The sequence below is a fragment of the Erwinia aeris genome, from assembly GCF_041224955.1.
GTDB lineage: Bacteria > Pseudomonadota > Gammaproteobacteria > Enterobacterales > Enterobacteriaceae > Erwinia > Erwinia aeris.
In genome coordinates, this window is sequence record NZ_JBGFFX010000010.1 from 121208 (window position 1) to 135724 (window position 14517).

General features: G+C 56.7%; 13 protein-coding genes. 7 read left to right on the forward strand and 6 right to left on the reverse strand.

Annotated elements, in window-relative coordinates:
- The first annotated feature begins 30 nt into the window (after positions 1-30).
- The 5 genes from glpG to AB6T85_RS16455 all read left to right on the forward strand — a co-directional run bounded on the left by glpG (position 31) and on the right by AB6T85_RS16455 (position 7244).
- On the forward strand, positions 31-843 hold the full coding sequence (glpG, locus tag AB6T85_RS16435) for a rhomboid family intramembrane serine protease GlpG (RefSeq protein ID WP_253461197.1): 813 nt from the start codon (positions 31-33) through the stop codon (positions 841-843).
- Between the two features lie 19 nt (positions 844-862).
- Positions 863-1621: a DeoR/GlpR family transcriptional regulator gene (locus AB6T85_RS16440; RefSeq protein ID WP_253457578.1), complete on the forward strand. Its 759-nt coding sequence runs from the start codon at positions 863-865 to the stop codon at positions 1619-1621.
- A 147-nt stretch (positions 1622-1768) separates the two neighbouring features.
- Positions 1769-4189 carry a maltodextrin phosphorylase gene (gene malP, locus AB6T85_RS16445; RefSeq protein WP_369896165.1) on the forward strand — a complete coding sequence of 807 codons (2421 nt, stop codon included), beginning with the start codon at positions 1769-1771 and terminating at the stop codon, positions 4187-4189.
- Complete coding sequence (malQ, locus tag AB6T85_RS16450) at positions 4182-6260, forward strand: 4-alpha-glucanotransferase (protein ID WP_369896167.1); 2079 nt, start codon at positions 4182-4184, stop codon at positions 6258-6260. Before malP ends, malQ begins: the two co-directional genes overlap by 8 nt.
- Positions 6261-6725: 465 nt before the next feature.
- On the forward strand, positions 6726-7244 hold the full coding sequence (locus tag AB6T85_RS16455; RefSeq protein WP_369896168.1) for a ClbS/DfsB family four-helix bundle protein: 519 nt from the start codon (positions 6726-6728) through the stop codon (positions 7242-7244).
- Here the strand turns inward: AB6T85_RS16455 and AB6T85_RS16460 are convergent.
- The 3 genes from AB6T85_RS16460 to gntX form a co-directional block, all read right to left on the reverse strand.
- Entirely contained in the window at positions 7236-7361 is a 126-nt protein-coding gene (locus AB6T85_RS16460) for a hypothetical protein (protein ID WP_301289650.1), read from the reverse strand. The genes AB6T85_RS16455 and AB6T85_RS16460 overlap by 9 nt on opposite strands.
- Before the next feature lie 215 nt (positions 7362-7576).
- The gene (gene nfuA / locus AB6T85_RS16465; RefSeq protein ID WP_125289892.1) at positions 7577-8152 is read right to left on the reverse strand and encodes a Fe-S biogenesis protein NfuA; all 576 of its coding nucleotides are present in this window, start codon (positions 8150-8152) and stop codon (positions 7577-7579) included.
- Between the two features lie 59 nt (positions 8153-8211).
- Positions 8212-8892 (reverse strand): DNA utilization protein GntX, encoded by a 681-nt coding sequence (gene gntX / locus AB6T85_RS16470; protein ID WP_369896171.1) that lies wholly within the window; start codon positions 8890-8892, stop codon positions 8212-8214.
- 34 nt (positions 8893-8926) lie between these two features.
- Here gntX and bioH point away from each other — a divergent pair, with 34 nt between their 5' ends.
- Together bioH and AB6T85_RS16480 are read left to right on the forward strand one after the other, a co-directional pair.
- Positions 8927-9703 (forward strand): pimeloyl-ACP methyl ester esterase BioH, encoded by a 777-nt coding sequence (gene bioH / locus AB6T85_RS16475; protein WP_253457593.1) that lies wholly within the window; start codon positions 8927-8929, stop codon positions 9701-9703.
- A 146-nt stretch (positions 9704-9849) separates the two neighbouring features.
- The gene (locus AB6T85_RS16480) at positions 9850-10119 is read left to right on the forward strand and encodes a YdgH/BhsA/McbA family protein (protein ID WP_253461199.1); all 270 of its coding nucleotides are present in this window, start codon (positions 9850-9852) and stop codon (positions 10117-10119) included.
- A gap of 19 nt (positions 10120-10138) precedes the next feature.
- On the opposite strand, the gene AB6T85_RS16485 is transcribed toward AB6T85_RS16480, so the two are convergent.
- From AB6T85_RS16485 to AB6T85_RS16495, 3 genes are all read right to left on the reverse strand, one after another.
- Positions 10139-11848 (reverse strand): alpha-amylase family glycosyl hydrolase, encoded by a 1710-nt coding sequence (locus tag AB6T85_RS16485; protein WP_369896172.1) that lies wholly within the window; start codon positions 11846-11848, stop codon positions 10139-10141.
- 95 nt (positions 11849-11943) lie between these two features.
- Positions 11944-14244, reverse strand: coding sequence for a Fe(2+) transporter permease subunit FeoB (gene feoB, locus AB6T85_RS16490; RefSeq protein WP_369896174.1), 2301 nt, complete (start codon positions 14242-14244; stop codon positions 11944-11946).
- A 14-nt stretch (positions 14245-14258) separates the two neighbouring features.
- A complete protein-coding gene (locus tag AB6T85_RS16495; protein ID WP_125289886.1) occupies positions 14259-14483 on the reverse strand; it encodes a FeoA domain-containing protein in 225 nt (74 codons plus the stop codon).
- Between the last annotated feature and the right edge of the window lie 34 nt (positions 14484-14517).

Consider the following 14517-nt stretch of genomic DNA (forward strand, 5'->3'; position numbering starts at 1 on the left):
TTTTCAGCAACAGGGACTTTACCGGCGATGATGCGCATTACCGATTTTGCCAGCCAGCGCATGGCGCAGGCTTTTGTGGATTATATGGCGACGCGCGGCGTCACGCTGCGGATTGAGCAGGACAGCCGCTACACGCTGTGGCTGGATAACGATGCCCAGCTGGAGCTGGTCGAAAACGAACTTAACCAGTTTATCCGCGACCCGAATCATCCGCGTTATCAGATGGCAAGCTGGCACTCTGGCACCACCAACAGCGGCATTACCTATAGTCATTCCTCGCTGATGGCTAACCTTCGTGAACGCGCCGGGCCGCTGACTTTGATCGTAATGGCGGCCTGTATCATCGTGTTTATCCTGATGCAGATTGTCGGCGACGGCACCGTGCTGAGCTGGCTTTCCTGGCCGGATGTCGATCAGCATTTTCAGCTGTGGCGCTGGTTCAGCCACGCGCTGCTGCATTTTTCACTGGTGCATATCCTCTTTAATTTGCTCTGGTGGTGGTATCTGGGCGGCGCCATAGAAAAACGGCTGGGCAGCGGTAAGCTGTTTGTGATTATGCTAATCTCCGCGCTGCTCAGCGGCTGGATGCAGGCGAAGTTCAGCGGCGTGCTGTTTGGCGGCCTTTCCGGCGTGGTTTACGCGCTGATGGGCTACGCCTGGCTGCGCGGAGAGCGGGATCCCGCCAGCGGTATCTTCCTTGAGCGCGGCCTGATGGCGTTTTCCATCGTCTGGCTGGTGATTGGCTATATGGGCTGGTTCGGCCTGTCGATCGCCAACGCCGCTCACGTTACCGGGCTGCTGACAGGCCTGGCAATGGCCTTTGTAGACACCCGAAAAAAATAACGGGCAACAGGAGAGCTTTGTGAAGCAGACGCAACGACACGACGCCATTATCGATCTGGTTCGTCGTCAGGGCTATGTCAGTACCGAGGAGCTGGTGGATCACTTTACCGTCAGCCCGCAAACCATCCGTCGCGATCTGAACGAGCTGGCGGAGCAGAATAAGATCCAGCGTCATCACGGCGGCGCGGCGCTGCCCTCCAGTTCGGAAAATACCGCCTGGCAGGATCGTAAAATGATGTGGTCGGCGGAAAAAGCGCGCATCGCGCAGCGAGTGGCCAGCCAGATCCCGGACGGCGCTTCGTTATTTATTGATATCGGCACCACGCCGGAAGCCGTTGCGCACGCGCTGCTGAACCATAACAACCTGCGCATTGTCACCAACAATCTTAACGTGGCGATGCTGCTGATGAGCAAGCCCGACTTCAGCCTGATTGTGGCGGGCGGCGAAGTCCGCACGCGTGACGGCGGCATCATGGGCGAGGCGACGCTGGATTATATTTCTCAGTTTCGTCTGGACTACGGCATCCTGGGCATCAGCGGTATTGATATGGACGGCTCGCTGCTGGACTTCGACTATCACGAGGTGCGCACCAAGCGGGCGATTATCGAAAACTCGCGCTGCGTGATGCTGGTGGCCGACCATTCAAAATTTGGCCGTAACGCGATGGTCAACCTGGGCAATATGAGCCTGATTGACTATCTCTTTACGGATGAGGTGCCGCCGCCCGGCGTGTTGAAAACCATCGAGCAGCACGAGGTTCATCTGGAACTGTGCTAAACCCTGCCTGATAGCGAACCAGCCATCGACGCCCTGTCGATGGCTTTTTTAATTTTATCATCAGCCTGCATGAGCATTTTTTACTGTTCAGGTCTTAACTGTATGTGTTCCGCCAGTGTTCCTCTTACTCTTTTAAAAGGAAGCGGTATGTCGCAGCAGAAATTTAATCAGGCTCGTTTCGAGGCGGCGTTGGCCCGCCAGTGGCAGCGCACCGGCCTTTCTTCAGCAGATGAAATGACGTCTCACCAGTGGTGGCAGGCGCTCAGCGGCGCGCTGGCCGAGATGTTGGCCGCTGCCGCGCCCGCAAAGCCGGCAAAGCAGCAGCGCCACGTAAACTATATTTCCATGGAATTTCTGATTGGCAGGCTGACCGGCAACACGCTGCTGAACCTGGGATGGTATGACGAGGTAAAAGCGGCGCTGGCCGCTCACCAGTGCAGCCTGAGCGAGCTGCTGGAGGAAGAGGTCGATCCGGCTCTGGGCAACGGCGGGCTGGGACGGCTGGCCGCCTGTTATCTGGATTCAATGGCGACGGTCGGGCAGTCCGCCACCGGCTACGGGCTGAACTACCAGTACGGCCTGTTTCGCCAGTCCTTTGACGATGGCCGCCAGATCGAGGCGCCGGACGACTGGCATCGCGAGCGTTATCCGTGGTTTCGCCACAATAGCGCGCTGGATGTTAACGTCGGTTTCGGCGGGAAAGTCACCAAAAACAACGAGGGCAGCGTCGACTGGCAGCCCGCTTTTATGCTGCGCGGCGAGGCCTGGGATCTGCCGGTGGTCGGCTACCGCAACGGCGTAACGCAGCCGCTGCGGCTCTGGCAGGCCAGCCACGCGCATCCTTTCGATTTGACGCTGTTTAACGACGGCAAATTTCTTCAGGCGGAGCAGCAGGGCATCGAGGCGGCAAAGCTGACCAAGGTGCTTTATCCCAACGACAACCATCAGGAAGGCAAGCGCCTGCGTCTGATGCAGCAATATTTTCAGTGCGCCTGCTCGGTGGCGGATATTCTGCGCCGCCATCATCTTGCCGGACGCCATATTGCCGAACTGCCCGACTACGAAGTGATCCAGCTTAACGATACCCATCCCACTATTGCCATTCCGGAGATGCTGCGCGTGCTGCTGGACGAGCACCAGCTGGCGTGGGACGACGCCTGGGCCATCGTCAGTAAAACTTTCGCCTATACCAACCACACGCTGATGCCGGAAGCGCTGGAATGTTGGGATCAGCGGCTGGTGCGGGCGCTGCTGCCGCGCCACTTTATGATTATCAAAGAGATCGACAGGCGCTTTAAAAAGCAGGTCGATAAAGTCTGGCCGGGCGACGAGGCGGTTTGGGCAAAGCTGGCGCTGCTGCATGACAACCAGCTGCGCATGGCGAACCTGTGCGTGGTCAGCTGTTTTGCGGTGAACGGCGTGGCGGCGCTGCATTCGGCGCTGGTGGTTAAGGATCTCTTCCCGGAATACCACCGGCTCTGGCCAACCAAATTCCATAACGTCACCAACGGCATTACGCCGCGCCGCTGGCTTAAGCAATGCAATCCACAGCTGGCGACGCTGCTCGACGACACGCTGAAAGTGGAGTGGGTCAACCATCTGGAGGCGTTACAAGGGCTGGAAGCGTTCGCCGACGATGCGGCTTTCCGCCAGCGCTATCGCCAGATCAAATATGATAATAAGGTGCGGCTGGCGGACTATATTCACCGCGTGACCGGGATCAAAGTCAGTCCCGAAGCGCTGTTCGATGTGCAAATCAAGCGACTGCACGAATACAAGCGTCAGCATCTTGGGCTGCTGCATATTCTCTCCTGCTACAAAAGGCTGCGTGAAGATCCCGGTATGGCGTGGGTGCCGCGCGTCTTTCTGTTCGGTGCTAAAGCCGCGCCGGGCTATTACCTGGCAAAAAATATCATTTATGCCATCAACAAAGTGGCGGAGAAAATCAATAACGATCCGCTTATCGGCGACAAAATGAAGGTCGTGTTTATCCCGGACTATCGCATTACCGCTGCGGAACTGATGATCCCGGCCGCGGATATTTCCGAGCAGATTTCTACGGCGGGCTATGAGGCTTCCGGCACCGGCAATATGAAGCTGGCGCTAAACGGCGCACTGACCGTCGGCACGCTTGACGGCGCCAACGTGGAGATTGCAGAGCAGGTAGGCGAAGAGAACATCTTTATTTTCGGCCATACGGTAGACGAAGTGAAAGCGTTGCGGAAAAAAGGCTACGCGCCACTGAAGCTGCGTAAAAAAGATAAGCATCTCAACGCCATTCTGAAAGAGCTGGAGAACGGCTTCTTCAGCAATGGCGATAAACAAGCCTTTGCGCCGCTGCTTAACAGCCTGGGCGAGGGCGGTGATTACTGGCTGGCGCTGGCCGACTTCGCCAGCTATTGCGAAGCGCAAAAGCGCGCCGAACAGCACTATCTTGACCAGGAAGCCTGGACAAGGATGACCATCCTTAATACCGCGCGTTGCGGCATGTTCAGCTCCGACCGTTCTATTCATGACTATCAGCAGCGTATCTGGCAGGCCAAACGTACAGGGAGCAGCAATGGATAAAAAGAAATTTGAGCAGGCAGCAGCAGCGGCAGGTATCGCCGCCCAATACATCAACGCCAAAGGCGAGCAGGAAGAAATTTCCCCCGACATTCGGCAGCGCCTGCTGGCAGCGATGTCAACCAACCGCAGCAAACCCGGCCCGATCCCGCCGTGCAAGGTTTTCCTGCGTAAGCGGACAATGACGCTGGAAATCGGCGGCAAGGGCAGCTACCAGTGGCAGCTGACCACCGAAAAAGGCCGTGACTATCAGGGCGAGATCAATGCCGGAGAAGCCCTCACGCTGCCTTCCTCGCTGGCCTATGGCTATCACACGCTGTCCCTGCGTCAGGGGAAAAAGAGCTGGCCGTGCCGGATTATCATTGCACCGAAACGCTGCTACGAGCCGGAGCCGCTGCGCCAGGGCGAAAAGTTGTGGGGCGCCTGCGTCCAGCTTTATACGCTACGCTCCGAACAGAACTGGGGAATTGGCGATTTTGGCGATCTGAAGCAAATGCTGACTGAAATTGCCGAGCGCGGCGGGTCGTTTATCGGCCTCAATCCTGTCCACTCGCTTTATCCTGCCAGCCCGGCAAACGCCAGCCCATATAGCCCCTCTTCGCGGCGCTGGCTCAACGTTCTCTATATCGACGTTAATGCCGTCCCGGAATTTCAGGAAAGCAAAGAAGGCCAGCGCTGGCTGCGCGGTAAGGCCATCCAGAGTCGCCTGCAGCAGGCCAGAGAGGCCGAGTGGGTAGATTATGACACGGTAGGGGAGCTGAAAATGACGGCTCTGCGCTATGCCTGGCAGCGGTTCAGCCAGCGTCAGCAGGATGATGCCAGCCAGGCGCATTTTACCGCCTTTATCGAAAAGGGCGGTGAAAGCCTTTACTGGCAGGCTGCTTTCGACGCGTTGCATGGCGCCATGCGGCGCGAAAATAAAGATGCCTGGGGCTGGCCGGTGTGGCCGGAAAATCTGCGGGAAGCACATGGCGAAGCCGTACAGCAATTCTGCCGCGACAACGAGGACGAAGTGCGTTTCTGGCTGTGGCTGCAATGGCTGGCGAACCGACAGTTTGAAGAGTGTTGGCAGGTCAGCCAGCAGCACGCCATGCCGATTGGACTTTATCGCGATTTAGCGGTGGGCGTGGCGGAAGGCGGCGCGGAAACCTGGTGCGATCGCGAACTGTACTGTATGGATGCATCGGTAGGCGCGCCGCCGGATATCCTTGGCCCGCTGGGACAGAACTGGGGACTGCCGCCGATGGATCCGCATATCATGACCGCGCGCGGCTACCAGCCTTTTATCGACCTGCTCAGAGCGAACATGATGAGCTGCGGCGCGCTGCGTATCGACCACGTAATGTCGCTGCTGCGCCTGTGGTGGATCCCCTACGGTGAAACCGCCAATTACGGCGCTTATGTCTACTATCCCGTTGACGATCTGATGGCGATCCTGGCGCTGGAAAGCCAGCGTAACCAATGTATGGTGATTGGGGAAGATTTGGGAACGGTGCCCGTCGAGATCGTCTCAAAGCTGCGGCAAAGCGGCATCTACTCCTGGAAAGTGCTCTATTTCGAGCAGGAGAAGCCCGATCGCTATCGCGCGCCGGACAAGTGGGCGCGTCAGGCCATGGCGAGCGCCACCACGCACGACCTGCCGACGCTGCGCGGCTTCTGGAACGCTGTCGATCTGGAGATGGGCGAGAAGCTGGGTCTGTATCCCGATAAGGTGGTGCTGCGCGGTCTTTATGAAGACAGAGCGCGGCAGAAACAGGCGCTGCTGGAGGCGCTGCATCGCTACGGCTGCGTGCCGAAAGACAGTGGCAAAAAGGCCGCCCTGGTGAAAATGACGCCGCAGCTGAGTCGGGGAATGCACCGTTTTCTTGCCGACACCGACAGCGCACTGCTGGGGCTTCAGCCGGAAGATCTGCTGGATATGGACAAGCCGGTTAACGTGCCGGGCACCACGGATCAGTATCCCAACTGGCGTCGTAAGCTCAGCAAAACGGTGACAGAAACCTTTGCCGACAAGCAGGTCAATCTGCTGCTGAAGGATGTGGACCGGCGGCGCAGGGTTGGGAAGAAAGCGTAGGCGACGGCAGTAAATTACCTCCTTTGCCGCTACGCAAAGGAGGTAAGATTAAAGCTCATGCTTAGCGATAATATAGCCGTTAAATCTTACGCTGTACTCATCGTTATTAACGATCGCAGTGGTATAGAAAGTATTACGCATTGCTACTTCATTTTCATAAATGAACCTACTATTAAATTCCTGGCTTCGTTATCCAGATAGATCCTCCTGTAGTCTTTCACTGAAATCCACCTACCAGAAGATTGCTTTTCTTCTTTAACCGCATACAGTATGACAATATTCTCATCTAATTTGCTATTTTCTGTCATTAATCGGTAATTTTGGCCCGGTGAAAATCTCAGTTCGGCATTACTGTTTTATTGTTTCGTTATGTTTTTATCTGTCAGAGATACAAAATCAGACAAAAGGATAAAGGGAAAAAAGTAATATAAATAAAGGCTATTTTAAAACGAAGAGGGAATTTCCATGAGCGTACCACAAACCCGAACGGCATTATTATCGGCAATTGATAAAAACTTCGCTAAGCTACAACGTTATCTTGAGGTGATTCCTCCAGAACTTACCCTGAGCAAAACGATGGAAGGCCATGCTAAAGGCACCCAGATCAGCGTCTGCGATCTTATTTGTTACCTGCTGGGCTGGAATAACTTAGTGATAAAATGGATCAACCAGGGCGAAAAAGGGCAGCCCGTTGATTTTCCAGAATCCGGCTATAAATGGAATCAGCTGGGCCTGCTGGCGCAAAAGTTTTATCAGGATTACCAGCATCTGGATTACGGAACGTTAATCCTCAACCTCCAGTCCGCTAACAGGAAGATCGTCCAGATGATTAAGAACCGCACCGACGAAGCGCTCTATGGAAAAGCCTGGTACGGGAAATGGACGATGGGAAGGATGATCTCTTTTAACACCTCCTCGCCTTACGCTAATGCCTGTGCACGATTAAGGAAATGGGCTAAAGAAAACGCCGTTCGCTTACAATAGTTTTTCCCGCAGTAGCTGTAGGCCGGTTGCCAGGATTAGCTCGTCAGCCACCCGCTGGATCTCTGCGCGCTCGGCCTCTGAAAATTGAGCTTTCAGGTAATCCTTCAAATCGGTCATTTTTCTTTCCTCTCCATTTTCGGTATCTGGCATAAGGGATAGTTTATACATCCAAACGATCATAAAGAAAATGGCGAGACAGATCTGATAAAACCACGCGACTGGTTGCGATGACAAAGGCGGTTTGGCAGGAATTTTGAACAGTGAATAAAAATGCCAGATCGGGATCTGGCATTCGGGAAAAGGCAACGTTGGCTTTATCGGGCCGCTAACGCTTAGTAGAAAGAGTGTTCGCCACGCTGGTGCTCGGTCAGATCGCGCACACCTTTCAGCTCGGGGAAGGTCGCCAGCAGCTCTTTCTCAATACCTTCTTTCAGCGTCACATCAACCATTGAACAGCCGTTACAGCCGCCGCCGAACTGCAGGATAGCGAAGCCGTCGTCGGTGATTTCCATCAGCGATACCTTGCCGCCGTGGCTCGCCAGCTGTGGGTTAATAGTGGCCTGGAGCTGATATTCCACACGCTCGATCAGCGGCGCGTCGTCGCTCACCTTACGCATTTTGGCGTTTGGCGCCTTCAGCGTCAGCTGGGAACCCAGGTTATCGGTGACGAAATCAATCTCGGCGTCTTCCAGGTAGGGCGCGCTCAGTTCATCAACGTAGGCGGAGAGCTTCTCGAACTTCAGCTCGGTGTCGGTGGCTTCTACCGCATCGGGTGGGCAGTAAGAAACGCCGCATTCCGCACCGGGCGTACCCGGATTGATAACGAATACGCGAATCTGGGTGCCCTCTTCCTGTTTTGACAGCAGTTTTGCGAAGTGCTCTTGCGCAGAATCAGTAATTCGGATCATGGCGATTGCTCAATAGTTGACTAAATTAGTGGGTTTATTTTACGCTCATCGCCGACGCTCTACAAGGTGCGGCAAAGGCACAGGACCTGTACGCTGGCCGCACCCGCACGCAGCAGGAGCCGGGCGATTTCTTCAACGGTGCTGCCGGTGGTGACGACGTCATCCAGTAAAGCGATATGCCGTCCTTTCACCTCGATTTCAACCTTAAAGGCGCCCCGCAGATTACGCCGTCTGGCGCGGGCCGATAAAAAGTGCTGAACCCGTGTCCTTTTTTTCCGGCTCAGGCCGCCCGGCGCGCAGGGAATGGCAAGCCAGTGCGCCAGATAGCGGGCCATATCGTCCAGCTGATTATAACCACGCCGCCAGGCGCGGCTGCGATGCAGCGGAACGTAGAGCAGCAGATCGGGACGCTGGAGCCTGCCTTCACGACGGGCCGTTAACCAGGTTAGCAAAATCAGGCGCGCCAGCATCACCGATAGTGCTGTTTGCTGCGAAAACTTCAGTTTTTTGACCAGCTCTTTTAGCGGCGGCTGCCAGTCGGCGACAAAAACCAGCCGCTGCCACGAGGGCGGATGGCGCTGGCAGCGTCCGCACTCCTCATTGGGATAAAAGGTCGATAAGCCACAGCGCGGACAGCAACAGGGCGGTTTCAGGGCGCGCTGGCAGTAACTGCATATACCGTGATGGGCCAGCGTCAGCGGCATCCGGCATAGCCAACAGGCGGCGGGCATTGTTAGCATAGCGTCCTCCATGACAAAAACAGGATAGTAATAGATGGCTCAGCTTTACTGGCAGACAATCGGCACGGGAGATCGCGATCTTGTGATGCTCCACGGATGGGGACTGAACGCGGGCGTCTGGCAGAACATCATTGCGCGACTCAGCCCGCATTTTCGTCTGCACCTGGTGGATCTGCCCGGTTATGGCCGCAGCGAAGGGTTTCCGGCGATGGGCGTGGAGGAGATGGTGGCGAACCTGCTGCCCTTTGCGCCTGCCCGCGCCGTCTGGCTGGGCTGGTCGTTAGGCGGCCTGGTGGCGAGTTCGCTGGCGTTGCAGCATCCGCAACGCGTCAGCGGGCTGGTCAGCGTGGCTTCTTCCCCCTGTTTTACCGCGCAGGACGACTGGCCGGGCATCAAACCCGAGACGCTAAGTAATTTTCAGCAGCAGCTGAGCGAGGATTTTCAGCGTACCGTCGAGCGCTTCCTGGCGCTGCAAACGCTGGGCACGGAAACGGCCAGGCAGGATGCGCGCCAGCTCAAAAGCGTGGTGCTCTCACTGCCTGCTCCGGAAGTCAGCGTGCTGCAGGGCGGGCTGGAAATTCTGCGCACCGTCGATCTGCGCGAACCGATGCAGGCATTACAGGTGCCACTGCTGCGTATTTACGGCGCGCTGGACGGCCTGGTGCCGCGTAAAATCGCACCGCTGCTGGATGCGCGCTGGCCCGACAGCGAAGCGGTTATCATCGACAAGGCCGCACACGCGCCTTTTATTTCCCATGCCGAAGCGTTCTGCAAGCAACTGATTGATTTTGGATTGAAATTGCCGCGTTAATTTTGTTCAGAAAACTGGCGAATTGCGGGTTACCGATAATAATTATCAGGGGCTGCTGACCGCTTTACCTCTGAGTGGGCAGGCTGAATTCCTGCCCAGCATTCTCATCCGGCAGCCGACGACAATAACATTAACCGGGAGTGTCTCTGATGAAATTAAAAACGATGGCCGTTGCCTTTCTGGCGCTGTCCCTGCCTTTTGCCGCGCTGGCGGCGAAAGAGGTGACCCGAGAAGAAGTCAAAACCATGAACCTGGAAAAAATCGGCACGGTGCACACCACGGCGGAAACCACTTCGCCAATGGATGCCAAAGCGGTGCTGTCGAAGCTGGCGGATGAAAAGGGCGGCAAATACTATCTGATTATCGCTGGCCGTGAACACGGTAAATTCAGCGCGACCGCAGACGTTTATAAGTAAAGCTTTCGGCAGGCAGAATTCATTCTGCCTGCTGTTTCTCTCCCACATTTTTCAGCCACAGAAAGCGCCACGGCGGCAGCGTCAGCGGATGATTACTGTTAAAAATGCTGTTACCGGCAATATTACGGTAGAGCCGATCGTCCGGCAGCGTCCAGCTAACTTCTTTACCGCTCAGATTATAAATACAGAGCATCTCTTCATGCGTCTGCGCCGATCGACGTCGCAAAATAAACAGTGAGTTATCGCTTTCCAGCACTTCGGCAGGGTTATCGGGATGAAAAGCGGGCTGGCGCGTTCTTAACTGAATCAGCTGGCTCAGCCCATGGTACACCTTATGGCGTAACGAGCGGGTATCGCTGAGCGCGGCTTCAATCTCGCCGATAGCGTATTTTTCGCGGTTAATGGCCCGGTTGTGGCCCGCTACTTTTACCCCTTCCATATCGTTACGTGAACCCAAAATGCTCTGAATATAAACCGCCGGCACGCCGGGAAAAGCCAGCAGTACCGCATGCGCCAGCATAAAGCGCTGGAAGCGCACCTCGTCGCTGTCCTCTTTTTTATTCAGCGCATCCATATAGGTAACGTTGATCTCATAGGGGCTGCTGGTGCCGTCAGGATTGTTTTTATAGGAGATCAGCGCGCCTTCAAGCGCCAGATCCCTGACCAGCGACACGATTTCGGTTTCCGGCAGGATGCCGCGCAGCGGATTCAGGCCGATGCCGTCGTGCGAGGCCAGAAAGTTAAACCAGGTGGTGGTGCCGTTGCCGACGCCCAGCGAGGCTGCCCACTGCTTGAGCGCGCGTGAGGAGCCATAATGGATAGCGTGCAGCAACAGCGGCGGCAGCGAGAACTGATAGACCATCTGCGCTTCATCGCGCCCGTTGCCGAAGTAGCTGATATTGTCTTTATGCGGCACGTTGGTTTCGGTAATGATCACCGTGCCGGGCGCGACTTCCTCCGCGATAGCGCGGAACAGCTTCACCAGCAGGTGCGTTTTTTCCAGATGGATGCACGAGGTGCCGGGCGTTTTCCACATATAGCCCACCGCATCCAGCCGCACATAGTCCGCGCCCTTTGCCAGATAGTCGAGCAGCACCCTGACCATGCTCAGCAGCACCTCTGGCCTGGCGAAATTCAGGTCGATCTGATCGGCGCTGAAGGTGGTCCAGATAAAACGGGTTTCGCCGTTTGCCAGCGTAAAAGGCGTCAGCAGCGGCGAGGTTCTGGGCCGCGTTACCGCGCTGAGATCCGTGCCGGGCGGCATACTGATAAAGAAATCGTCCCAGCCGGGATCCTGTGCCAGATAGTGCTTAAACCAGGCGCTGTGGGCAGAAATATGGTTGCAGACGAAATCGAACATCAGCCGCGTATGCTGATGCAGTTCCGCCACGTCTGACCAGTCGCCGCAGATGGTATTGACCCGATGATAGTCAATGACCGAAAAGCCATCGTCGGAGGAGTAGGGGAAAAAAGGCAGAAGATGAACCAGGGTAAAGCACTTGAGATGCTGCTGATAAAAGCGGGAGAAGGTGCGCAGCGTGGGCGCCTCGCGCTCGCGGAACTGATCGGCGTAGGTAATCAGCACCACGTCTTTTTCGTCCCAGTGCGCTTTACGCTGGTAGCCGAGTTCTTTTTGCGTCTGCCTGATGGCTTCCGTCAGCTGGTTCAGCGTATCGGCGGGAAAAGCGCCCTCATAGATCTTATCGATTAAATTATTGATAATTTCCATTTTTATAAAGTGAGCCACCGCATTGGTTTACAGCCACGTAATGTTCACTGTAGACCCTGGAAGCGAAATCGCAACTTCCTGCGGCGGCTGACGCTTTAGTGGCAGCTGCCTTTTTTACTGCATCCCATGCAGCCATTGGCATCAAGGGTTCTGACCGACAGCCGGGCTGGCGGCAGCCTGATGTTTTTCATCACCGCCAGCAGCAGCAGATTAAACAGGGCGACCGCGACCAGGACTATCGCGCTTGACTGCGGATGGCTGGTGAAGGTGGCAAGCTGATAAAACGTTGCCGCCAGGCTGTAGGCCAGGCTCAGCCCCCAAAAGTTTGAGAACAGCATCCAGCCGGTGCTGCTTTCGCGCGCTACCGCGCCCATCACCGACACGCAAGGCACGTAAAGCAGCACGAAAATCAGATAGCTATAGGCGGCGGTATCGCTGGCAAATTTGCTGTGCATCATGCCCATCGCGCCGCTTGCCATATCGCCGTCGCCTTTGCTGGCATCAAGCGGATGCAGCAGCACGCTCAGGCTGAATGTTTCCTTCACGCTTTGCCAGGTTTCCGTTACCGCCCCTTTCAGCTCCGCCAGCAGGCTATAGCTCTGTGGATCGAAGGTTTCTTCGTGCAGCGCCTCGGCGGTATAAAGCGTATTCAGCGTGCCGATAACCACTTCTTTCGCCATCGCGCCGGTGAGCAGCCCGACCGTAGCCTGCCAGTTATCGCTGCTGACGCCAATCGGAGCGAGCAGCGGGGTCAGCTGACGGCTTACCGTCGCCAGCGCCGAATCATTGATGCTGGAAACGGGCTGGCCGCTGAACGAAAAGCTGTTCAGACCGCCGATAATCACGCTCACGATCACGATGACCTTGCCGGCGCGCAGCACAAAGCTTTTCAGCCGCTGCCAGGTTTGCAGGCACAGGCTTTTCAGATGCGGCACGTGCCAGGCAGGCATTTCCATCATAAAAGGCGTCGCCTCGCCGCGCAGCAGCGTGTGCTTCAGCACCAGGCCAGTGACGATCGCGGCCAGGATCCCCAGCAGATAGAGGCTGAATACCACCAGCGCACCGTGCTGGCCGAAGAAAGCCGAGGCGAAAATGGCAAAGATAGCCAGCCGCGCGCCGCATGACATAAAGGGCGCCATCAGCAGCGTAATCAACCGTTCGCGCGGCGCGTCAAGCGTGCGGGTGCCCATCACCGCAGGCACGTTGCAGCCGAAGCCGACGATCAGCGGCACAAAGGATTTGCCGGGCAGCCCCAGCGCCTGCATCAGCCGATCCACGACAAAAGCCGCGCGGGCCATATAGCCGGAATCCTCCATAAAAGAGAGAAACAGATACATCAGGCCAATCTGCGGGATCAGCGGCATCACCGTATTGATGCCGCCGCCGATGCCCTGCGCCAGGAACAGCGTCAGCATGCCAGGGAAGTGCAGCGTTGCGCCCAGCCACTGCATGCCGTCGACAAAGATGGCCGCGCTACCCTGTTCAAACAGCGGTTGCAGCGCGCCGCCCAGGTTGATGGCGAGAAAGAACATCAGGTAAATCACCGCCAGGAAAATGGGGATACCCAGCCAGCGATGCAGCACCAGCGCGTCAAGCAGCCCGAAGAGACGAGGCGGAATGGCCGTCTGTTTTCCCCTGGCGCGCTGGCACAGCTTTTCAATCGCGGCATAGCGAGCCTGGCTGATGGCAAGCGGCGCTTCCGGGCCGATTTGTGCCGCCAGCGCTGCGGCGCGCTCACCGGCCTGAATACGGCACCAGACGTCGCCTTCCAGCATCTGCAGGGCCAGCCAGCGCCGACGCGAAAGCGGCAGCTGAACCGGCATGGCGGCCTGGAGCGTGGCGACGTGGCGCTCCGTTTCTTCGGGATAATCGACGGTCAATACCCTGGCCCGGCCGTCAAAGTCGTCAATCGCCGCCTTCAGCCGATCAATGCCCGTGCCGCGTGTGGACACCAGCGGCAGTACAGGGCAGCCCAGCGCTTTTTCCAGCTGCGCCACATCGATATGGATATGCTGACTTTCCGCAATATCCAGCATGTTCAGCGCGACGATGCAGGGTACGCCCAGCTCGCGCAGCTGTAGCGTCAGGTACAGATTGCGGGCCAGGTTGCTGGCGTCAACCACGTTGATCAGCAGATCCGCCTCGCCGCTCAGAATATAGCTACAGGCGATCTGCTCATCCAGCGAGCCTTGCTCCGACATGGTGGTCAGTGAATAGGTGCCAGGCAGATCCACCAGCTGCACCTTGTGCTGCGCGGTGGTAAAGGAACCTTCCTTGCGCTCCACGGTGACGCCAGCCCAGTTGCCGACGCGCTGGCGGGCGCCGGTCAGCTGGTTAAACAGGGTCGTTTTCCCGGCGTTGGGATTGCCGATAAGGCCGATCGTCGTGGTTTTCATAGAGTCGCTCGCTTTCAGTTCAGGCAGTCAAGCTGGATAAGGGAAAGATCTTTGCGGCGCAGCGCCAGGCTGGCATAGCCGTTTTCGATTTTGACGGGGCCGCCGAACGGCGCCACGGCCTTAACCTGAAAGCGAGAACCGGGACAAAGCCCCTGCAATAGCAGTTTTTGCCGGAAGCCCGGACTGATAGCCGGAGAGAAACCTTTGATTGTGTAATAGCGATTGGCAAGAAATTTCATAGCACCACCCTGGCAAGTTACGCTGCCGTGATAA

Bases quoted from the DNA above. Each gene is read 5' to 3' on its own strand.
- glpG (WP_253461197.1), top strand. From the start codon at position 31: ATGCGCATTACCGATTTTGCCAGCCAGCGCATGGCGCAGGCTTTTGTG.
- malP (WP_369896165.1), top strand. From the start codon at position 1,769: ATGTCGCAGCAGAAATTTAATCAGGCTCGTTTCGAGGCGGCGTTGGCC.
- malQ (WP_369896167.1), top strand. From the start codon at position 4,182: ATGGATAAAAAGAAATTTGAGCAGGCAGCAGCAGCGGCAGGTATCGCC.
- AB6T85_RS16455 (WP_369896168.1), top strand. From the start codon at position 6,726: ATGAGCGTACCACAAACCCGAACGGCATTATTATCGGCAATTGATAAA.
- AB6T85_RS16460 (WP_301289650.1), bottom strand. From the start codon at position 7,361: ATGACCGATTTGAAGGATTACCTGAAAGCTCAATTTTCAGAGGCCGAG.
- nfuA (WP_125289892.1), bottom strand. From the start codon at position 8,152: ATGATCCGAATTACTGATTCTGCGCAAGAGCACTTCGCAAAACTGCTG.
- gntX (WP_369896171.1), bottom strand. From the start codon at position 8,892: ATGCTAACAATGCCCGCCGCCTGTTGGCTATGCCGGATGCCGCTGACG.
- bioH (WP_253457593.1), top strand. From the start codon at position 8,927: ATGGCTCAGCTTTACTGGCAGACAATCGGCACGGGAGATCGCGATCTT.
- AB6T85_RS16485 (WP_369896172.1), bottom strand. From the start codon at position 11,848: ATGGAAATTATCAATAATTTAATCGATAAGATCTATGAGGGCGCTTTT.
- feoB (WP_369896174.1), bottom strand. From the start codon at position 14,244: ATGAAAACCACGACGATCGGCCTTATCGGCAATCCCAACGCCGGGAAA.
- AB6T85_RS16495 (WP_125289886.1), bottom strand. From the start codon at position 14,483: ATGAAATTTCTTGCCAATCGCTATTACACAATCAAAGGTTTCTCTCCG.